Source organism: Streptomyces sp. NPDC051315, assembly GCF_044455165.1.
Classification (GTDB): domain Bacteria; phylum Actinomycetota; class Actinomycetes; order Streptomycetales; family Streptomycetaceae; genus Streptomyces.
In genome coordinates this window covers 38,781-59,507 of record NZ_JBITEN010000014.1, presented here as the reverse complement: position 1 = coordinate 59,507, position 20,727 = coordinate 38,781, and the positions used below count along the sequence as shown (strand labels likewise).

The following is a 20,727-nucleotide window of genomic DNA, read 5'->3' as shown; positions in this document are numbered from 1 at the left end:
GAATGACAGGGTGACCCCTCTCACATTCATCTGTCGAGGGTGCGTGACCGGTTCGTAGTGGAACCAGTAGGTATGTCGTTCTCGTCTACCGCAGGAGCCAAGCCCGCTACACAGGACACTGGTACATGGTTCGGACAGCGTCGACGGCGGTGTCCCGGGCGGCGGTTCATGGTTCGGCAGGCGCGCGGTGGGCGTGCGGCACATGAAGGAGGCATCGGTGGCGGGCGAGTCCCCCGACAGGTCGAAGCAGCGCGAGTCGTCGGCAGAACCGACGTCGGGGAGCGCGGGCACGGTTCCCGAGGCACGGGATCCTCGGGTCACGGTGGCGCGGGAGAGCGAGGCGTCGGCTTCGACGCGCGGTGGGGTGGATACGGCGACTCGGGTGTTCTCCGTGCGCGATCTGAAGACCGGGGACCCGGCCGAGGACGCCGAGGACTCCGACGAGGGCGAGCGTGAGAAGTCCGCGGGGCCCGAGGAGGGCGAGGAGTCCGGGGAGCCCGGGGAGGCCGCCCAGGGCGCCTCTGAGGCCGTTGACGACTCCCCCGCCCCCGATGGCGCGCAGGGCCCCCAGAAGGGCGCCGACGCCTCCGGGAGCGGGGACGAGCGGCCGCGGGCGGCTGTGGCCCAGTGGGTGACCTCGGCGGACGAGAAGGCCGCCCGGGAACCCGGGGAGCCCGGGGAGTCCGAGAAGGCCGGTGACGCGGCCGCGAAGGCGTCGGCCGGGACCGAGGGCACGGCACAGGCGAAGGCCGGCGAGGACTCCGGCGCCGAGGGCGCCGGCGACGGCGGCACCGGGCCGGTCGACGCCCCGGGCACCGAGCCCGAGGGCGAGACCGAGCCCTCCTCGAAGCCCGCGCCGAAGTGGGCGGTGGACTCCGACGAGGACGCCGACCGCGAGGACGGCCGTCAGGCCGACCGCGAGGACAACCGCGAGGACGACGCGCCGGAGTCCGACAAGCCCTCCCCCGAGGACGCCAAGGGCGACAAGGACGACAAGGACGACAAGGACGCGGAAGCCGCCCCGGCGGCCGAGCCCCGGAGCGATTCCCCCGTCGACCAGCCCACCGCCGTCTTCAAGGCCGTGCGCCCCGCCAAGCCCGCCGTCGACCAGCCGACGACCATGCTGAAGCTGGGTGGCGCCGCCAAGGCGGCCTCCCCGGCGACGGACGACAAGGGCGACAAGGCCGACACGGACGCGAAGGCCGACGACAAGGCGGACAAGGGCTCCACGGCCGACGCCAAGGACGACAAGGACGCCGGAAAGCCCACGTCGGAGGGTGAGGCCGAGCGGACCAGTAAGTTCGTCGCGCTCAAGCCTCTGGACGACCCCGCCACCCGTAAGCCGAAGCCGTCGGAGCCCGCGCGGCCGGCCGGCCCGGCTGCCGCCCCGGCCGAAGCCACCGCCGTCGTCCCGCAGATCGGGCCCGAGCGGACCACCCAGCAGCCGCTGCCGCCGAAGCCGCCGCTGGACCTGCTGGCCGAGCTGACGAACACCCCGCCGCCTCCGCCGACTCCGCTGCGCACGCTGGCCCGCCGGGTCAAGATCTGGACGCCGCTGGTCATCCTGATGGTGATCGTCTTTGCGATCGTGCAGGCCGTACGGCCGTTGCCGGCGACCGCGCTGACGCTCACCGCGAAGGACTCGTACACCTTCGAGGGCGGCAAGCTGTCGCTGCCGTGGCCGGAGGAGGGCCAGGGCGCGATGGACGTCAACGGCATCGGCACGATGGACCGCTTCGGCGAGCAGAAGCCGGTCGCCATCGGATCCGTCGCCAAGGCGATGACGGCGTACGTCGTGCTGAAGGACCACGCGCTGAAGTCGGGCGAGGAGGGGCCGAGCGTCCCCGTCGACGCCACCGCCGAGAAGGAGGGCGGCTACGACCAGCAGGGCGAGTCGACGCTCAACACCGTCAAGGCGGGCGACAAGCTCACCCTGCGTCAGGCCCTGTCGGCGATCATGATCCCGTCGGCGAACAACATCGCCCGGCTGCTGGCCCGCTGGGACGCGGGCACCGAGGCGGAGTTCATCAAGAAGATGAACGACGCCGCCGAGGACCTCGGGATGAAGAACACGACGTACACCGACGCCTCCGGGCTGAAGGAGACCACCGTCTCCACCGCCGAGGACCAGGTGAAGCTGGGCAACGAGCTGGTGAAGATCCCCGCGCTGGTGGAGATCACCAAGCTGCCGGAGTGGACGGACCCGTCCGGTCAGAAGTGGCGCAACTACAACACGCTCGTCCCCTACAACAACGCCATCGGCATCAAGACCGGCTCCACCACCAAGGCCGGCGGCAACCTGCTGTTCGCCGCCACCAAGGAGGTCGGCGGCGAGACCGTGACCGTGGTCGGGGCGATCCTCGGCCAGCACAAGTCGCCGATCATCGACACGGTCAACGCGGTCAGCAAGATCGCGCTGCTCGCCGCCCAGGACGGGCTGGTCTCGGAGAAGATCCTCAAGCGGGGTGACGTCGTCGGGTACGTGGACGACAAGATGGGCCACCACACCCCGGTCGTGGTCACGAAGGACGTCACGGCGGTCGGCTGGGCCGGGCTGACGACGAAGCTGTCGTTCGCCTCCGGGGAGGTTCCGCACACGGCGAAGGCGGGCACCCAGGTGGGGACGCTCACCGTCGGCGACGGCTCCGGCGGCGCGGTCGAGGTGCCGGTCGCCCTTCAGGAGGACCTGGTCGAGCCGGGCCTCTCGGACAAGCTGACGCGCATCGGCTGAGCCGCCCGCCGTGGACGACCCTCACGCACCCCGCCAGGGCAGCCGCCCGGCGGGGTGCGTGCTAGCGTCACGAAACGGGACAGGTCGGCGGCCGCGACGACGTGGCCGTGAAGCGGACGCGAACGGGGCGCGGCCGGGAAAAGAAGACGGGACACGGGGAGTGCCTTCAGGTGGCCACTGCGGAGCCGACACGCGCCGACGACACCGGTCAGGGCCCGGACACCGGCCCGCGGGTACGTCTGCCCGCACCTCAGTCGGGCGGCCATGACCACGCCGGCGACCGCCACCACGGCGACCCCGCCGGCGACCCTGGCGGCGACCGCGCCGAGGGCCCCGAGGGCCACGACCGCGGTCCTGACGCGGGCGGGCGGGAAGCCGTCGCCGTGCGGGAGCCGACGGACCCGGCGGCCCCGGCGGACCGGGCGGACCGGGCGGGCACGGTCTCCCCGGCCACCCCGGAGTCCCGCGTGAGAGCCGTCGCCGGGCAGGTGGGCGGATGGCTGCGGCGCCATCTCGTGCTCTCGGTCACGGCTCTGTCCGGCGTGCTGCACCTCGTCTGGTTCTTCACCTTCGCGAACAGCGGCGGGGACCTGGCGGCGCAGGACGCGTGGGCCGAGTTCGTCGGCCGGCACCCCGACTCCGCGTACAACCTCGCCTGGTACGGCGGGATGCACCCGGTGTCGTACAGCGTGGTGTCGCCGTACCTGATGTCCGTGCTCGGTGTCCGTACGACGATGATGATCGCCGGGACGCTCTCGGCGGGGCTGCTGACGCTGATCCTGCTGCGCTGCCGGCCGGTGCGGAACCCGGTGTGGCCGGCGCTGGCGGGGGTCTTCGCGCTGCTGTGCAACGCGGCCTCGGGGCGGGTGACGTTCGGGCTGGGCAACATGTTCGCGCTGGGCGCGGTCGCCGTGGTGTTCTGCTGGCCGCACCGCTGGCGCTACAAGCGGTGGGCGAAGGCGCTGTCCGCGGCGCCGCTCGCCGCGCTCGCCACCATGGGGTCGCCGGTCGCGGGCCTGTTCGTGGGTCTCGTGGCGGTGGCGCTGTTCCTGCAGAAGCGGCGGCCGGGCGCGTGGGCGCTGGGTATCGCCCCGAGCGCCGTCGTCGCCGTCTCCGCCTGGCTGTTCCCCTTCTCCGGCACCCAGCCGATGTCGTTCGGCTCGGCGTCGCTGCCGCTGCTGTTCTCGGTCATCGTCTACGCCGTCGTGCCGCGCGACTGGAAGACCGTGCGGATCACGGCGGCGGTGTACGGGCTCGCGGTGCTGCTGGTGTGGATCATCAGCTCGCAGATCGGGTCGAACATCACGCGGCTGTCGATGCTGTTCGCGGGTGTGGTGCTGATGGCGGCGCTGCCGTTCGCGGTGCCGCGCAGCCGCAAGTGGTACGTGATCGTGCTGTCCTCGCTCCTCTTCGTCGGCTGGATCGGCTACAAGTCGGTCGACGACGTCGTGCGCACGACGCCGGCCGCGTCCTGGGCGCGTGAGCTGGCGCCGCTGGTGAACGAGTTGCAGGAGGTCGGCGCGGAGAAGGGCCGGGTGGAGGTCGTGCCGGCGCGCTCGCACCGCGAGGCCTCCGCGCTCGCGCCCTACGTCAACCTGGCGCGCGGCTGGAACCGGCAGGCCGACATGGAGCGCAACCCGCTCTTCTACGACGACACCCTCAACTCCGCGAACTACCACGAGTGGCTCCAGCGGTGGGCCGTGCACTTCGTGGTCGTGCCCAAGGACGAGCCCGACGGGGACGGCGGGGAGCGGGAGCGGGAGCTGGTGCAGCGGGGGCTGCCGTATCTGAAGCAGATCTGGGGCGACGCCAACTGGCAGCTGTTCCGGGTCACCGACCCGGCCTCCCTCGCCGAGCCGAACGCGGTCGTGGAGCGGGCGGCGCAGGGTGAGATGACGATCGACGTGCGCAAGGCGGGGCGGGTCCTGATCCGCATCCCGTACTCGCCGTGGCTGAGCATTGTCGACGCGGACGGCAAGAGCCTGGAGCCGCCGCAGGAGACGGAGGCGTCCAAGAACCGGGCCGAGGGCGAGCCGAAGACGTACGAGAACGTCAACGGGTGCCTGTTCGAGACGGAGGAGGACGCGGAGGGCGACAGGTGGACGATGCTGGTCGCTCCGGAGGCGGGGACGTACCGGCTGGCGGCGCCCTACCAGCTGCCCCGGGGCACGCCCTGCCCCGATGAGCTCAAGTGATCACCGGAGCTGATCGACGTACCGGTCCGTGCCCGGCACCGTCGGGATGAACGGTGCCAGCAGCTCCACCCCGCCCAGCCCCGACTCCCCCACCGTCTCCTCCAGGCCGGTGAAGTGGGCGGCCCAGCACTCCCTCGGGTCGGTCTCCAGGAACCACAGCAGGGTCAGGCGGGTGTCGACGCCCTCGACCTGCTTGACGTAGGTCATGCGGTCGCCGGGGAGGGGGGTCGGGCGGAAGACGGTCACCATCGCGGCCGGGGAGGCGGCGAGGTGTGCGGGGAGGTGGCGGGTGCGGAGCCACTCCAGGAGTGCGGCGCGCCGTGACGAGGACTCGGCGTCGATGACCTGGAGGACCAGGCCGGCGTAGGGGTGGTCCAGGGCGTGCAGGTCGCGGGGGCCCGCCGCGCCGTCCCGGTAGACCGTGGCCTCGTGGTCCTGGAACGCGGTGAAGACGTGGGTGCGGTCGCGGTAGACGCGGGCGTCCCGGTTGAGGCGCTTGTTGATCGCGACCGTCCAGCGCATGTGGTCGTCGTAGCGGCCGTCGGTGATCCAGTAGGTGGAGAGGTAGCAGCCGGCGGTGACGGGCTGGGCGACCGCCGACTTCTCGGGCCGGCGCAGGAGCTGGAGGTCGCGGGTGGCGACCCAGCGGCGGCCGGCGTACATCCAGGGCATGGCCATCGCGCCGGCGTAGTAGTGGTCGTCCTCGTACCAGCGGTTGTAGGCGTACTCGTGGCCGGGGTGCGGTTCGACCAGGGTGATCAGGGCGTGGCCGGGGTGGACCCCGTAGGGGCCTACGGCGGCCAGTTCGGCGTACGTCTCGCTGCGGGTCTTTTCGGACACGGCCTTCCCCTTCCGTCCTCCTGCGGTCGCCCATACTCTGACGCCCCGTCAGGTCAAGCGCCATACCCGGGAGGCCCCGATGTCACTGCTCACCGGCAAGACCGTCGTCGTCTCGGGAGTCGGCGCCGGGCTGGGTCACCGGGTCGCCGCGGCGGTCGTACGGGACGGCGGGAACGCGGTGCTGGGGGCGCGGACCGAGGCCAACCTCGCCAGGAGCGTGGCCGAGATCGATCCGGACGGGCGGCACACGGCGTACCGGACGGCCGACATCACCGACGAGGGGCAGTGCGCGCGGCTGGCGGAGCTGGCGCGGGAGCGGTTCGGGGGGATCGACGCGGTGGTGCACGTGGCGGCCTGGGACTCCTGCTTCGGCGGGCTGGAGGACGCGGACTTCACGACCTGGCAGTCGGTGATCGACGTCAACCTGCTGGGCTCGCTGCGGATGACGCGGGCGTGCCTGGACGGCCTGCGGACGCGGGGCGGGTCGGTGGTGTTCATCGGGACGCAGTCGGCGGTGGCTGCGCCCTCGCAGGTGCGGCAGGCGGCGTACGCGGCCTCCAAGGGGGCGTTGACCAGCGCCATGTACTCGCTGGCGCGGGAGCTCGGGCCGTACCGGATCCGGGTGAACACCGTGCTGCCGGGGTGGATGTGGGGGCCGCCGGTCCAGGCGTACGTGCGGTTCACGGCGGCGGCGGAGGGGGTGGCGGAGGAGGTCGTGCTCGGGCGGCTGGCCGAGCGGATGGCGTTGCCGGAGCTGGCCACGGACGGGGATGTGGCCGACGCGGCGGTGTTCCTGGCCTCGGACCGGGCTCGGGCGATCACGGGGCAGTCGTTGCTGGTCAACGCCGGGGAGTTGATGCGGTGACCGACGGATTCCGGCCAACTTCCACCGGGGCCGGGTGTTCAGATATGTAAATCCAGGTCACCACGGAGAACTTTTTTACGTGCTCTTGACCTTCCGCTTCCTTGCCGCGGGCATGCCACCGAACTCAGAGTTCACATGCCTGACCCTGGCGGCGGACCCTGGAAGGGGGCACATGAACGGTCTCGACTGGGCCGTGCTCATCGGCTACTTCGGCGTGATGGTCGCCATCGGCGTCTGGTCCCACAAACGGGTCGACAACGTCAGCGACTTCTTCACCGCCGGCGGCAAGATGCCGTGGTGGCTGTCCGGCATCTCGCACCACATGTCCGGCTACAGCGCGGTGATGTTCACCGGCTACGCCGGCATCGCCTACACGTACGGCGTCACCTCGTTCATCACCTGGTCCTTCCCCATCGCCATCGGCATCGGCATCGGCTCCAAGCTCTTCGCGCCCCGCATCAACCGGCTTCGGTCCCGCCTCCATGTCGCTTCCCCGCTGGAGTACCTGAAGAACCGGTACGACCTGAAGACACAGCAGGCCCTGGCCTGGTCGGGAATGCTGCTGAAGATCGTGGACGTCGGCGCCAAGTGGGCCGCCATCGCGACGCTGCTGTCCGTGTTCACCGGCATCTCGCTGAACCAGGGCATCCTCATCACCGGCACCATCACCGCCGTCTACTGCACGATCGGCGGCCTGTGGGCGGACGCGCTGACCGAACTCGGCCAGTTCATCATCCAGCTCCTCGCCGGTGTCGCGATGTTCGTCGCCGTCCTGATGGAACTCGGCGACAAGGGCCTCGGACCCGTCAGCGCGTGGGACGAACCGGCGCTGCAGGGCCACGAGAAGCCACTGGTCGCCGACTACGGCGTGGTGTTCCTGCTGGCGTTCCTCTTCATCAAGCTGTTCGAGTACAACGGCGGCATGCTCAACCAGGCCCAGCGCTACATGGCCACACCCAACGCCAAGGAGGCCGAGCGGTCGGCGCGGCTGTCGGCGGTGCTGTGGCTGGTGTGGCCGCTGGTCCTGTTCTTCCCCATGTGGATGTCGCCGCTGCTGGTCGAGTCGCAGAAGCCGGACGGGTCGGACTCGTACGCGCTGATGACCGAACAGCTCCTGCCACACGGGCTGTTGGGGCTCGTCATCGTCGGGTTCTTCTCCCACACGATGGCCATGTGCTCCTCCGACGCCAACGCCATCGCGGCCGTGTTCACCCGGGACTGCGCGCCCGTGGTGTGGCCCAGGGCGCGGACGTGGAGCCAGGGCCAGGGCCTGCGCGTGGCCCGGATCGCGACCGTCGTCTTCCTCGGTCTGTCCATGGCGGCGGCCACCCAGGTCAACTCGCCCGCCTTCAAGGACATCATCACCGTCGTCATCAAGTGGGTGGCCGGGCTGATGGGGCCGATGGCGATCCCGATGATGCTCGGTCTGCTGCGCCCGTTCCGCCGGTCCGGGCCGACGGCGGCGCTGGTCAGCTGGTCGATGGGGCTGCTCGCCTTCTGGCTGGTCAACTACCCGATCAACTGGAACGTCGAGGGCGGGGTGCCGCTGCAGTACCAGGTCTCCGTGCCGCTGGCGGTGTCGCTGGTGCTGTACGTCCTGATCGGCTTCGTGAGGCCGGAGGACACCCCGGAGCGCCTCGCGATCATCGAGCGGATCAACTCGGACGACGACGGCGACTCCTCGGGCGCGGCGGCGGCCGTGCCCGCGCCCCGGGACGCGGTGGGGGGTCAGCCCACCAGCCCGTCCGGCGTGTGACGGCGGCTTGGGGGAGGGGTCCGCACCCTCAGCTCCAGCCCGGTCGGCGTGTGGCGGCGGCTCGCGGGCGCGGGCCGGCACACCAGCTCCAACCCGCCCGGCGTGTGACGGCACCGGACGGGCGGGGGTCGGCACCACCGGCCCCAGCCGGTCGTCCGGCGTCTGACGGTGGCTCGCGGGCAGGGGCCGGCGTTGCCGGCCCGTCCGGTGTGTGGGGCGGCTGTGAGGACGAGGCCCGTTCGGGGGCGACAGCGGGGCCCGGCGCGGCAGCCCCCGGACGGGGGGCCGGAGGGGGAACCTCAGCCGGTCCCACCCCGGGGGTAGCGGGCCAGCCATCCCGGAGACGCCCCGGCGGGGTTGTGCAGCGCGGGCCCCTGGGTCATCTCCATCGCGAAGTCGTCGGCCAGTTCCAGGACCGTGGGGCGGCCCTCCAGCTCGGCGAGCCAGGCCGGCGGAAGGGCCGTCTCGCCGTGCAGGGCACCGAGCAGCCCGCCGGCCACGGCGCCGGTCGTCGCCGAGGGGGCGCCGTGGTTCACCGCGAGGCGCAGGCCGTGGCGGACGTCCTCCGCGACCAGGGCGCAGTAGACGGCGGCCGACAGCACCGCCGGAGCCGTCCCCGCCCCGGCCAGTTCCTCCACGCGCGCCGGCCCGGGCATCCCCTGCCGTACCGCGCCCAGCGCGTGCTGCAGCGCCTCCGACACGGGTTCGTGCCCCGGGCGCACCGCCAGCAGGGTCAGTGCCCGCTGCACCGCGCCGTCGAGGCTGTCGCCGCGGGCCAGCGCGTGCACGGTCACCGCGTACGCGCCCGCCGCCAGGTACGCGGTGGGGTGGCCGTGGGTCTGGGCCGCGCACTCGACGGCGAGCTGGGCGACGAGTTGCGGCTCCCAGCCGACCAGCAGCCCGAAGGGCGCCGAGCGTGCGGTGACCTCCGGGCCGGTCTCGTCGGTGTTCTTGGGCTTCTCCAGGGTGCCCATCGTGTCGTCGCCGAGGCCGAGCAGCAGGGCCCGGGTCGGGTCCCGGCGGACGTACAGCCACTCCTCGCGGGCCAGCCAGCCGTCGTCCTTGCGGCGCAGGTCGGGGCCCCAGTCGTGCTGGGTGGCCGCCCACCTCAGATACGCCCGGTGCAGGTCGGTCGGCGGGTGCCAGGCACCCGTGTCGCGACGGACCTGGGCGCGGATCAGGCCGTCCACGGTGAACAGGGTCAGCTGGGTGAGGTGGGTGACGGCGCCGCGGCGGCCGTAGGCGGGGGCGAGGTCGACGAGGCCCTCGGGGCCGTGGGCCTGCCGGATCTCCTCGAGGCCGAGCCGGTCGACGGGTGCTCCGAGGGCGTCCCCGACGGCGGCGCCCAGCAGCGTGCCGCGCACCCGGCTGCGGAAGTCCTGCTGTTCGGTACGGCCCCAGACGGCGCCGGCTGTCGCACCCACCAAGTCCTCCCCGGCACCGTCCGTACGTACGACGCCCGTCACTGTAATCGAGCGAGGACGCGGCGTAGAGGTGTGATCGGGACGGCCCTCGGCGGGGCGGGCGCTATGACCGGGCTGGGGGTGGTCTGCGCCGGGGGCGGGTGGTGAGGGCGGGGTGAAGGTTCGGCGAGCGCCTGCGCCTCCCTGGTCCCCGCCGTCTCCGGGTCTGGCTCAATGCACACGGGACGCACCCGTCCCCCGGGGAAGATGACCGGCATGACGAACCCCACCTCACGTGCCCTTCACCTGACCGCGACGCTGCTCACCGCCGCCGTCGCCCTCTACACGGCCCTCGTCGCCTTCGGGAACATCACCGACTTCGGGACCAACCAGCAGTTCGTGAGACATGTCCTCGCGATGGACACCACGTTCAAGGACGACGACCTGATGTGGCGGGCCGTCACCAGCAAGGGGCTCCAGGACGCCGCGTACGTCGCGATCATCGCCTGGGAGACCGTCGCCGCGCTGGTGCTGATCGCCGGGACGTGGTTCTGGATACGGCGGGACCTCGGACGTGCCCGGAGCCTGTCCACCTACGGGCTGCTCATGCTGATGCTGCTGTTCGGCGGCGGGTTCATCGCGATCGGCGGCGAGTGGTTCGCGATGTGGCAGTCGGGCGACTGGAACGGGCTGGACGCGGCGACCCGGGTGCTCGTCTTCAGCGGGATCGTGCTGCTCGTCCAGTACCTGCCGTTCGGACAGGCGACCGACCGCACGGAGTGACCGGCGTGACCGCGTGACCGCGTGACCAAGTGCCGGGCGTCACCGCGCGGCCGGCATGACCGCGTGGCCGGCTACTCGACGACCCGTACGTTCGTCCCCGTCGCCCCGAACGCCCACAGCGCCGACCCGTCGGCCCTGGCCATGCGGATGCCGCCGGTCTGCGCCCCGGAGGCGGGCGGCGGGGAGGAGCCGTCGACCGCGTTGGAGAACGCGATGTTGACGCCCGACTTGGCCGAGAAGTAGATGATGTGCTCGATCTCGACGCCGTCCGAGCCCGTGGTGGCGTCCTTGCGCAGGGACACCGTGTAGCTGCCGGGATCGGGGTCCACGGTGCCCGGCCACACCGTGAACGTGCGCCGGGCCTCGTCGTCGGCGTCGACCAGCCAGACCCGCCGCTGCCCCAGCGAGTAGACGACACGGCGGCCCGTGCCCGACCCGTCCGGCACGGGAGCCGCCGTCGGGGTCGCGGAGGGAGAGGCTGCGGGCTTCGCCCCGGCCGCGGCCGACGGGGAGGGCTTGGCCGCCGACGCCGTCGGATGCGGGCCCTTCTCGGCCTGCACCGTCAGAGCACCGACCACGACGATCGCGCCGGCCGTCAGACCGGTGACCCAGGCCCACGAGGGAAGCCGTCGGGCAGCCACGGGCACGCATCTCCTCAGTCTCCAGCCCCCGATGCCGGGGGTCGGATCATCGTACTGTGAGGCTCCTGTCGTCCGGCTCTCAGTCCAGCACCGGCAGCAGCTCCGGCAGGTGGCCGTCCGAGGCGTGGGCCGCTCGCTGCCGTTCCTCCGGGACCTGACCGTAGAGGGTCGTGCGCGGCTTCGCCGGGCGGCCCGCCGCGTCGGCCACCGCGATCAGGTCCTTGACCGACTTGTAGGAGCCGTACGACGAGCCCGCCATGCGGGAGATGGTCTCCTCCATGAGGGTGCCGCCGAGGTCGTTCGCGCCGGAGCGGAGCATGTCGGCCGCGCCCTCCGTGCCCAGCTTCACCCAGCTGGTCTGGATGTTGGGGATGTGGGGGTGCAGGAGGAGGCGGGCCATGGCCGTGACCGCCCGGTTGTCGCGGGTGGTCGGGCCGGGGCGGGCGATGCCGGCCAGGTAGACCGGGGCGTTGGTGTGGATGAAGGGGAGGGTGACGAACTCCGTGAAGCCGCCGGTCCGTTGCTGGATCCGGGACAGGGTACGGAGGTGGCCGAGCCAGTGGCGGGGCTGGTCGACGTGGCCGTACATCATCGTGGACGAGGACCGGATGCCCAGTTCGTGAGCGGTGGTGATCACCTCGATCCAGGTGGCCGTCGGCAGTTTGCCCTTCGTCAGGACCCAGCGGACCTCGTCGTCGAGGATCTCCGCCGCCGTGCCGGGGATGGAGTCGAGGCCGGCCTCCTTCGCGGCGGTCAGCCACTCGCGGATCGACAGGCCGGTACGGGTGGCGCCGTTCACCACCTCCATCGGGGAGAAGGCGTGCACGTGCATGCCGGGGACGCGCTCCTTCACCGCCTTCGCGATGTCGAAGTAGGCCGTGCCGGGCAGGTCGGGGTGGATGCCGCCCTGCATGCAGACCTCCACGGCGCCCACTTCCCAGGCCTGCTGAGCACGGTCGGCGACCTGCTCCAGGGAGAGGGTGTAGGCGTCGGCGTCCGTGCGGCGCTGGGCGAAGGCGCAGAAACGGCAGCCCGTGTAGCAGACGTTGGTGAAGTTGATGTTGCGGGTGACGATGTAGGTCACGTCGTCGCCGACCGCCGACTTCCGTACGTCGTCGGCGACTCGGCACAGGGCGTCCAGGGCGGGGCCGTCCGCGTGGAGCAGGGCGAGCGCCTCGTCGTCGGTGAGCCGCGTCGGGTCGTCGGCCGCCGTGCGCAGGGCCTGCCGTACGTCGGTGTCGATGCGCTGCGGTGCCATGCCGGGGGCGGCGGCCTCGCGCAGGGCGCCCCAGTCGCCGTACACCTCGTCGAAGTCGTCACGGCGGTCGGACGTACGGCCGTCGGTGTCGATGGTGCGGTGCAGGTCGGTGCGGCCGGAGGCCTTGAACGCCTCCTCCGGTTCCTGCCAGGGGAGCCCTGCCGGGAGGGCGTCGGGCCGGGCCAGGCCGGTCTGCGGGTCGGCGAGGGCGCGGACGTGCGGGAGCAGGCGGGGGTCCAGCCAGGGTTCGCCGCGCGTGACGAACTCCGGGTAGACGCAGAGGCGTTCGCGCAGCTCGAAGCCGGCGGTCGCCGACCGCGCGGCGAGTTCCTCGATCTGCGGCCAGGGGCGTTCGGGGTTGACGTGGTCGATGGTGAGGGGGGAGACACCGCCCCAGTCGTCGATGCCGGCGCCGATGAGGCGTTCGTACTCGCTGTCGACCAGGTTGGGCGGGGCCTGGAGGCAGGCGGACGGGCCCATGATGTGGCGGGCGACGGCCACCGTGGCGACGAGTTCGTCCAGTTCCGCGTCGGGCATGCCGCGCATCGCGGTGTCCGGCTTGGCGCGGAAGTTCTGGATGATCAGTTCCTGGATGCCGTGGTAGGCCCGCGAGATCTTCCGGAGGGCGAACAGGGACTCCGCGCGCTCCTCGTAGGTCTCGCCGATCCCTATGAGGATCCCGGAGGTGAAGGGGACGGAGGAGCGGCCGGCGTCCTCCAGGACGCGCAGGCGTACGGCGGGTTCCTTGTCCGGGGAGCCGTGGTGCGGGCCGCCGGGCTCGGACCACAGGCGGGTGGCCGTCGTCTCCAGCATCATGCCCATGCTGGGCGCGACGGGCTTGAGGCGCTGGAAGTCGGTCCAGGTCATGACGCCCGGGTTGAGGTGGGGCAGCAGGCCCGTCTCCTCCAGGATGCGGATGGAGATGGCGCGGACGTAGGCGATGGTGTCGTCGTAGCCGTGCGCGTCGAGCCACTCGCGCGCCTCCGGCCAGCGCTCCTCGGGCTTGTCGCCGAGGGTGATGAGGGCTTCCTTGCAGCCGAGGGCGGCGCCCTTGCGGGCGATGTCGAGGACCTCGTCGGGGGACATGAACATCCCGTGCCCGGCGCGCCGCAGCTTGCCGGGCACGGTGACGAAGGTGCAGTAGTGGCACTTGTCCCGGCACAGCCGGGTCAGGGGGATGAAGACGCTCTTGGAGTACGTGATGACGCCGGGGCGCCCGGCCGCCTCCAGGCCCGCGTCGCGCACCCGCGCGGCGGACGCGGCGAGGTCGTCGAGGGCCGCGCCGCGCGCCTGGAGCAGAACGGCCGCCTCACCGACGTCGAGGGCGACGCCGTCCCGGGCACGTTTGAGGGCGCGACGCAGGGAGTTCTCGGTCGGGCCGGTGCCGCCGGGGCGGTCGGTGGGGCCGGTTCCGGGGGTCGCGGAGGTCGTCATCCTTCGAGCATACGATCACGGTTTCCGGACGTGGGGTGCCGACGGCGGCGAGGGACCGGCGGGGCCTGAGCTTGTCCTACCTTCCAGGCGGGGGTTCCAGGATCTGCGTCCAGGACGTGGCGCCCATCTCCAGCACCGCGGCGAACGAGTACGGCCAGCCCGGGATGGACTGCGATGCCGTCTTCGCCCGGCCATGGGCGTGGCAGAACAGCCGGTCCGGTGAACACGGCGCGTGCGACCGAAGCCACGGCGAGACGTCCACCGCCAGTACCGGACGGCCGTCCGGGAACCGGGGCAGCGGCAGGCCGGCCAGCAGCGACCGCAGCCGCCCGGTGTCGATCCGGCCGCGGTTCAGGGCGTCGTACATCGCGCCGTGCCCGCGCCGGTGCTCGGGCAGCAGCGTCAGCTCCACCGCCGAGTGCACCGCACCCGGCGCACACAACACCGCGTCCGACAGCTCGAACAGCTCGTCGCCCGCACGGTCAGACACGCGCACAACTCGTCCCGAAAGCGTGACGCTTCCGCCAACGCCTCACCCACAGTGGCTTCAGGCAGCAGACTCACCCTCACGGCCTTCGTCGTGGTCACGCGCACCTTGGTCGGAGCACATGATCAGACGGAGGCCGCCTCGGCGTCCGGCACATGACCATGTGGGCCAAGCCGTTCGAGACGCTGTTCGAGGCGTGAGGGCCGCTCAGTCGGGCAGCGCGACGGTGAGATCCACCTCGACCAGCTGCCCCGCGAAGCCCAGCTGCGCAACCCCCAAGAGCGTGCTGGCCGACGTGAAGGCCGGCCCGAGGGCGGAAGCGGTAAGCCGGTGCCAGGCGAGGCCCAGGTCCTCCCTGGCATCGCTCCGCACGTAGATCACCGAGCGCACCACGTGCTGCGGCTGAGCGTTCACCGCCGCAAGGGCAGCGAGTGCGTTCACGACGACCTGATCGACTTGCGCGCCGAGGGAGCCCGCGCCGACAAGAGAGCCGCCCTGGTCGAGGGGACACTGCCCCGCCAGATAAGCCGTTCGGCCGGTCTCCACCACGGTGATGTGGTGGTAGCCCGGCGTCTCATGCAACTGTTCGGGGTTGATGCGGCTGATCTTCGCTGTCATGCCGCGAGTCTGACCAGTCTGCCCCCGACACGCACCGGAATTTCGCCCCATCGCGCGACCGTCCGACGCGGCGCGAGGTTGAAGAACAAGCTGAGTGGGCGTACCCATTCCCCCTGCGCAGCCGCACCGATACGCCGCGCACCCCGGCCGTCCTACGGTCCCCCCATGCCCGAGGAGACCACCACCGCCCCCGCCCCGGCCCGCCCCACCGCCGCACAGGCCGTCGGCATCGGCTGCGCGGCGATCGTCGCCGTACCGCTGCTCCTCGTCCTCGCCCTGGTCGCCTGGATCGCCCTGGGGACGGAGGACCCGTCGGACTTCCCCCGGGCCGCCCCCGAGGAGATGGCGAGCCGCGCCCTCGACCGCTCCCAGGAGGCGTACGACGTCCTGGGGTTCACCCGGACCATCCCGCCCGGCGTCGAGGACGTGGGGGTCTCCCCGGAGAACACGCTCCACTCGGGCTTCTGTTACGCGGGCGGCATGGCCGACGAGACCGTCGACGGCGTCTACGCCCTGAGCCACAGCTGGGCGCTCGACGACGTCCCCGCCGGGCAGGCGGTCCCCGGCCTGCGCCGACTGCACGAGCACCTGAAGGACACCGGCTGGGACATCACCTCGTACCGGGAGAACGTGTCCGGGGACTACTGGGACCTGTACGCCTCGCGCTCGGACGGGGAGGAGCGGATGTCGTTCCAGTGGTTCGCGGACCGCGACTACTTCACGGGCGGGGCCTCCACGCCCTGCGCCCTGGACCCCGGGTGGCGGCAGGGCGACGACGAGCCGGCCGGCGACGTGCTGTGGCCGCCGGACTTCGGGCCGTCGGCGGCCCAGGGTCCGCTTCGCGTCTCCGGCTCAGGTCACTGAACGTACTCCGCGAACCCGTCCAGCGCCCGCAGCACCTCCGCCTCGCCCGCCGGAGGCAGTTGCACCACGACCTCCTCGATGCCGAGGTCGGCGTAGTGGGCGAGCTTGCCCGCGCTCGGGTGGACGGCGTAGGGGACGACCTGGAGGGTGCCCGGGTCGCGGCCCGCGTCGGCCCAGGCGGCGCGGAGCACGGGCAGGGACTCGGTCAGGCCCCGACCGCCGATGGGCAGCCAGCCGTCGGCGTACTCGCAGATGTGCGCGAACAGCTTGGGGCCCGCCGCTCCCCCGATGAGGGTGCGGGGGCCGACGACCGGGCCGCGCGGCTTCCGGACCGGCTTGGGGTGGGCCTCGCTGGCGCGGACCGAGCCGAAGGGTCCCTCGTGGGCGGTGGGCTCCTGCGACCACAGCGCGCGCATCAGCGCCATCCGGTCCCGGACGAGTTCGCGCCGGCTGCGCCACTCGACGCCGTGGTCGGCGGCCTCCTCGACGTTCCACCCGTAGCCGAGGCCGAGCGTGAACCGCCCGCCGGAGAGATGGTCCACGGTCGCGATCTGCTTGGCGAGGTCGATCGGGTCGTGCTGGGCGACGAGGGTGATGCCGGTACCGAGGCCCAGCGTCCGCGTCACGGCGGCCGCCTGGCCGAGGGCGACGAACGGGTCGAGGGTCCGGCCGTACTCGCGGGGCAGGTCGCCGCCGGCGGGGTAGGGCGTGGTCCGTTCCACGGGGATGTGCGTGTGTTCGGGCAGGTAGAGGCCGGCGAAGCCACGCTCCTCCAGCTCACGGGCGAGGCGGGTGGGGGTGATCGTCTCGTCGGTGAGGAAGATCGTGACGGCGATGCGCATGGCGGGGCCTTTCGTCGCGTACGGCTCTGTCGTCGCGGGTCATCTGTACCGGGAGACGGACCCTCTGTCCATACCGACCGGTCGGCACTGACACCGGTCGACCGCTGGGCAGCCGCCGCCTCCGTGCAATCCATGTCATGTCGACGTCCCCCGATTCCCTGTTCTTCCACGGCGGTTCACACCCGGCGGGGACACTGGGGGCATGGGTGACGACCTCGGCATCGCACGCAGGGCGCTGTTCGTGACCGGCGCCGCCACCGCGCTCACGTCGGGGGGCGTGAGCTTCGCGTCGACCGCCGGCCGGGACCGTAGAGAGCCCTCGGAGACGAGGACCGTCCGGGGCACCCTGCCCCCCGGGTCGCCGGACTTCGTGTACGTACCCGTGGAGGTCCCGTCCGGCGTACGGGAGTTCAGGGCCGCGTACACCTACGACCGGCCGCCCGTCCCCGCCGGCACGCCCGGCAACGCCCTCGACATCGGCGTCTTCGACGAACGCGGCACCGCACTGGGCGGAGAGGGCTTCCGGGGCTGGTCCGGGGGCGCGCGCACCGAGTTCTTCCTCCGCGCGGACGACGCGACGCCCGGGTATGTTCCGGGGCCGGTCCGGGAGGGCACCTGGCACATCGCGCTCGGCGCCTACACGGTGGCACCGCAGGGCCTGACGTACGAGATCACCGTGACGCTGGCGTACGGCGAGCCCGGCGAGACGGTCCGGCCGGTGTACCCGCCGGAGCGGGCGCGGGGGCGGGGCCGGGCCTGGTACCGGGGTGACTGCCACCTCCACTCCTGGTACTCCGACGGCCGCCGCACACCGGCGGAGATCGGGGCGCTGGCGCGCGCGGCGGGCCTGGACTTCATCAACACCTCGGAGCACAACACGCACGCCGGGCACGCCCACTGGGCGGACGTGGCCGGGGACGACCTGCTGGTCCTGCTGGGCGAGGAGGTCACGACGAGGAACGGCCACGTCGTGGCCCTGGGCACGGACCCCGGCACCTTCGTCGACTGGCGCTACCGGGCCCGCGACAACCGCTTCGGCCGTTTCGCCCGCCGGATCCGCCGGGCGGGCGGCCTGGTGGTCCCGGCCCACCCCCACGCCACCTGCATCGGCTGCAACTGGAAGTTCGGCTTCGGGGAGGCGGACGCGGTCGAGGTGTGGAACGGCCCCTACACCCCCGACGACGAGGTGGCCCTCGCGGACTGGGACGCGATGCTGGTGTCGGGGGTGCGGGAGGGCCGGCGGGACTGGATCCCGGCGATGGGGAGCAGCGACGCGCACCGCGACCCGGACGTGGTGGGCCTGCCCCAGACGGTCGTCCTGGCCGACGACCTGACCCGGCAGGCCGTCCAGGAGGGCATCCGGGCCGGGCGGTCGTACGTGGCCGAGTCGAGCAGGGTCTCGCTGGCGTTCACCGTGACGGGCGGGTGGGGCGAACGGGCGGGGATCGGGGAGCGGCTGGAGGTGGACGCCGACACGCCGGTGACAGTCCGTCTCGACGTCTCCGGCGCCCCGCGCTGCACGGTCCGCTTCGTGACGGACCAGGGCGTGCTGTTCACGGGCGGGCCGCTGCCGGTGTCGGGCGCGGGGGTCGTGGAGTGGCGTACGACGCCTTCCCACGCGGCGTACGTACGGGCGGAGGTGCGGCACGAGGTGGCGACGGGGGCGGTGCCGGGGGCGTTGGCGGCGTTCACGAATCCGGTGTTCCTGGGGCGGGAGTGAGGCGGGTGGTGGCCGGCAGTCGGGCTGTCGCCCCGTCCGGCGTCGGCCGCCGACGTCACCGGCCCGCACCTCCGCCTCCCCGCACCTGACCGAATCCGCGCCCCCGCCCAAGCCGTCCTCACCGCCACCCCGGCCGCCCTCGCCGCGCTCCTGGCCTCCGTCAGGGGGCGGTGACCTCCGCCACGGCCAGGTCCGCGACCACCGCCGCGTGGTCCGACGGCCACACCCCGCCCACGGGTCCGTCGGCCGCCCGCCGTACGTGCCGGACGTGGCCCTCGCCGGCCGGTCCCGGTGGGCCCACGTGGATGTAGTCGATGCGGACGGCGGGCTCCAGCGCGCGGGGCGTGTGCGGGTTGGCGGGGGTCCGGGTGGCGGCGGGGGCGGACGGGTCGGCGTACTCCCAGGCGTCGTAGAGGACCTGGCCGGGTACGGCCGGGGCGGTCCGGTAGCCACCGAAGAGGCGGATCTCGTCGGAGTCCGGCCAGGCGTTGAAGTCGCCGGTGACGACGGGCGGGAAGTCCGTGCCGCCCCGGTGCCGGGCGACCAGTTCGGCGAGCGCGGTGACCTGGCGGCAGCGCACCGCCGAGGCGTGCGCGGCCGAGGTGAGGTGGGCGGTGAAGAACGGGACGTCGTGGCCGGGGGCGGCGAGGCGGGCGTAGAGGGCGGTGCGGCCGTCGGCCAGGTCGGGCGGCGCGGGCAGCTCCAGCACCTCCCGCTCGGTCACCGGCCAGCGGCTCAGGACCGCGGTGCCGATCCCCACCGACGGGTCGCCGATACGGCGTTGCCAGCGCTCGGGAGCGGGGGACGGCGCCCAGGTCCAGTGCAGGTCCAGTTCGCCGGCGAGCCACTCGGCCTGGTTCTCGCCGTCGGCCGACCACACTTCCTGCAGGCCCACGACGTCGGGGTCGAGGTCCCGCAGGACCGACAGGATCGCCTTCTGCCGGTCCCGCCACGGACCGAAGCGCCACCACAGGTTCCAGGTCACGACCCGCATCCGCAGCCACCCGTTCTCGTACGCGTGCAGGCCCCCATTGAAGCAACAGTTCGAGGGTGCCGGGTGAAGGAGTCGCGGGGATCTCAGTAGCGCTGGGCCTTGGCGACCTCGGCGATCAGCTCGGGCTCGGGGGGTTTGCGGCTGATGGCGAGCGGCTGGGCCCGGCCGCCCGGCTCGAGGTCCTCGGCGCCGACGAAGCGGGTCTCGACGACGGTGCCGTCGGGCTCGCGGAAGTCGACCTGGACCGCGTAGGACGCGGTGGTGTCCGTGCGGTTGGTGATGGTCACGACGACGGCGAGCAGACCGCCCGTCTGGGACCTCGGCTTCCCGGTGAGCGAGACGTCGGCCGTGGCGTTGCCCCGGCCTTCGACGTCCTCGAGCTCCTTCTGGGCGGCCGCGTTGGCCCGCGCGACCTCCGCCGACACCGACGCCTCGAACTCCGAGGCCCGGGCGGAGGCCGAGGAGGCCGCGGCGCGGGCGGACTCCACGGCGGACGCGCCGAGTGACGCGAGAGCGGACGGCGGTGTGCCGGAGAAGGACGCGGTGCCGGCGGCCGTGGGCGTCCGGCCGGGTGTGGGGCCGTCGTCACCGGCCGTACCGCACGAGACGAGTGCCGCCGCGCCGGCGAGGGCCAGGGCCGGCCCGGTGAGCGCGGTGGCGGCACGGATCCTGCGGGGTCGTCGTCTCTTCGCCCCCGACGCGTCGGCGCTCATGGCATGGGGTCCTTTCGCTACCGGGCGGTGACCGTTTCACACCTTTCGGCCCGGTACATCGTGCCCGGCGTGCGGCGGACGGGCCACTCCGGTCCCGGGCACCTCGCCCACTCGTCCCCACCGGGTGGCAAGGTGGGGGACGCGTCCCCGGCCACCCACCACCGGAAGGCACCCCGGATCATGTCCCGTTCCGACGACCTCCGCTTCCGCGCCGCCACCGCCTTCCAACGGCGCGTCGCCAACCCGCTCATGCGCCGTCTGCCGTTCCACACGCTCCTGGAGACCACCGGCCGCGTCTCCGGCCTGCCGCGCCGGACGCCGTTGGGCGGGCGGCGCGTCGGCGACTCCTTCTGGCTGGTCTCCGAGTTCGGCGAGCGGTCGCAGTACGTCCGCAACATCAAGGCCGACCCCCGGGTGCGGGTCCGGATACGCGGCCGGTGGCACACCGGGACGGCGCACCTGCTGCCCGACGACGACCCCGTCGCCCGCCTGCGCGCCCTTCCCCGGTTCAACAGCGCGGGGGTGCGGGCGTTCGGGACGAGCCTGCTGACCGTCCGCGTGGACCTGGACTGACAGGGCCGCT

The 20,727-nt window shown here is 72.6% G+C and carries 16 protein-coding genes and 1 pseudogene; 8 read left to right on the top strand and 9 right to left on the bottom strand.

All coding sequences use genetic code 11. The features are described from left to right. Positions 1 to 391 precede the first annotated feature (391 nt). Positions 392 to 2,731, top strand: a complete 2,340-nt coding sequence (locus ACIBBD_RS25435) for a D-alanyl-D-alanine carboxypeptidase (RefSeq protein WP_399421837.1) — start codon at positions 392 to 394, stop codon at positions 2,729 to 2,731. Between the two features lie 170 nt (positions 2,732 to 2,901). Then, complete coding sequence (locus ACIBBD_RS25430) at positions 2,902 to 4,926, top strand: MFS transporter (protein ID WP_399421836.1); 2,025 nt, start codon at positions 2,902 to 2,904, stop codon at positions 4,924 to 4,926. Here the strand turns inward: ACIBBD_RS25430 and ACIBBD_RS25425 are convergent, their stop codons facing one another. Beyond that, positions 4,927 to 5,766: a hypothetical protein gene (locus tag ACIBBD_RS25425; protein ID WP_399421835.1), complete on the bottom strand. Its 840-nt coding sequence runs from the start codon at positions 5,764 to 5,766 to the stop codon at positions 4,927 to 4,929. 79 nt (positions 5,767 to 5,845) lie between these two features. Here ACIBBD_RS25425 and ACIBBD_RS25420 point away from each other — a divergent pair, with 79 nt between their 5' ends. Beyond that, entirely contained in the window at positions 5,846 to 6,631 is a 786-nt protein-coding gene (locus ACIBBD_RS25420) for an SDR family oxidoreductase (RefSeq protein ID WP_399421834.1), read from the top strand. Positions 6,632 to 6,803: 172 nt separating this feature from the next. Further along, positions 6,804 to 8,387: a sodium:solute symporter family protein gene (locus ACIBBD_RS25415; protein ID WP_399421833.1), complete on the top strand. Its 1,584-nt coding sequence runs from the start codon at positions 6,804 to 6,806 to the stop codon at positions 8,385 to 8,387. A gap of 299 nt (positions 8,388 to 8,686) precedes the next feature. Here the strand turns inward: ACIBBD_RS25415 and ACIBBD_RS25410 are convergent, their stop codons facing one another. Then, positions 8,687 to 9,811, bottom strand: coding sequence for an ADP-ribosylglycohydrolase family protein (locus ACIBBD_RS25410; protein ID WP_399421831.1), 1,125 nt, complete (start codon positions 9,809 to 9,811; stop codon positions 8,687 to 8,689). Between the two features lie 255 nt (positions 9,812 to 10,066). Here ACIBBD_RS25410 and ACIBBD_RS25405 point away from each other — a divergent pair, with 255 nt between their 5' ends. Continuing rightward, entirely contained in the window at positions 10,067 to 10,573 is a 507-nt protein-coding gene (locus tag ACIBBD_RS25405; protein ID WP_399421830.1) for a DUF2165 domain-containing protein, read from the top strand. Positions 10,574 to 10,644: 71 nt separating this feature from the next. On the opposite strand, the gene ACIBBD_RS25400 is transcribed toward ACIBBD_RS25405, so the two are convergent. From ACIBBD_RS25400 to ACIBBD_RS25385, 4 genes and pseudogenes are all read right to left on the bottom strand, one after another. Continuing rightward, on the bottom strand, positions 10,645 to 11,220 hold the full coding sequence (locus ACIBBD_RS25400) for a hypothetical protein (RefSeq protein ID WP_399421829.1): 576 nt from the start codon (positions 11,218 to 11,220) through the stop codon (positions 10,645 to 10,647). A 73-nt stretch (positions 11,221 to 11,293) separates the two neighbouring features. Then, positions 11,294 to 13,906 carry a bifunctional FO biosynthesis protein CofGH gene (locus ACIBBD_RS25395; RefSeq protein ID WP_399421828.1) on the bottom strand — a complete coding sequence of 871 codons (2,613 nt, stop codon included), beginning with the start codon at positions 13,904 to 13,906 and terminating at the stop codon, positions 11,294 to 11,296. 94 nt (positions 13,907 to 14,000) lie between these two features. Then, a pseudogene (locus ACIBBD_RS25390) lies at positions 14,001 to 14,470 on the bottom strand (transposase); the annotation flags it as partial. Positions 14,471 to 14,600: 130 nt separating this feature from the next. After that, positions 14,601 to 15,011 (bottom strand): RidA family protein, encoded by a 411-nt coding sequence (locus ACIBBD_RS25385; protein WP_399421827.1) that lies wholly within the window; start codon positions 15,009 to 15,011, stop codon positions 14,601 to 14,603. A 165-nt stretch (positions 15,012 to 15,176) separates the two neighbouring features. On the opposite strand from ACIBBD_RS25385, the gene ACIBBD_RS25380 reads away from it, so the two are divergent. Continuing rightward, the gene (locus tag ACIBBD_RS25380) at positions 15,177 to 15,875 is read left to right on the top strand and encodes a hypothetical protein (protein WP_399421826.1); all 699 of its coding nucleotides are present in this window, start codon (positions 15,177 to 15,179) and stop codon (positions 15,873 to 15,875) included. Here the strand turns inward: ACIBBD_RS25380 and ACIBBD_RS25375 are convergent. Beyond that, positions 15,869 to 16,717, bottom strand: a complete 849-nt coding sequence (locus ACIBBD_RS25375) for an LLM class F420-dependent oxidoreductase (protein ID WP_399421824.1) — start codon at positions 16,715 to 16,717, stop codon at positions 15,869 to 15,871. The genes ACIBBD_RS25380 and ACIBBD_RS25375 overlap by 7 nt on opposite strands. A gap of 202 nt (positions 16,718 to 16,919) precedes the next feature. On the opposite strand from ACIBBD_RS25375, the gene ACIBBD_RS25370 reads away from it, so the two are divergent. After that, positions 16,920 to 18,437 carry a CehA/McbA family metallohydrolase gene (locus tag ACIBBD_RS25370; RefSeq protein WP_399421823.1) on the top strand — a complete coding sequence of 506 codons (1,518 nt, stop codon included), beginning with the start codon at positions 16,920 to 16,922 and terminating at the stop codon, positions 18,435 to 18,437. 160 nt (positions 18,438 to 18,597) lie between these two features. On the opposite strand, the gene ACIBBD_RS25365 is transcribed toward ACIBBD_RS25370, so the two are convergent. Next, complete coding sequence (locus ACIBBD_RS25365; RefSeq protein ID WP_399421822.1) at positions 18,598 to 19,431, bottom strand: endonuclease/exonuclease/phosphatase family protein; 834 nt, start codon at positions 19,429 to 19,431, stop codon at positions 18,598 to 18,600. Positions 19,432 to 19,514: 83 nt separating this feature from the next. Further along, positions 19,515 to 20,144: a hypothetical protein gene (locus tag ACIBBD_RS25360; RefSeq protein ID WP_399421821.1), complete on the bottom strand. Its 630-nt coding sequence runs from the start codon at positions 20,142 to 20,144 to the stop codon at positions 19,515 to 19,517. 180 nt (positions 20,145 to 20,324) lie between these two features. Here ACIBBD_RS25360 and ACIBBD_RS25355 point away from each other — a divergent pair, with 180 nt between their 5' ends. Next, entirely contained in the window at positions 20,325 to 20,717 is a 393-nt protein-coding gene (locus ACIBBD_RS25355) for a nitroreductase family deazaflavin-dependent oxidoreductase (protein ID WP_399421820.1), read from the top strand. Positions 20,718 to 20,727: the final 10 nt, after the last annotated feature.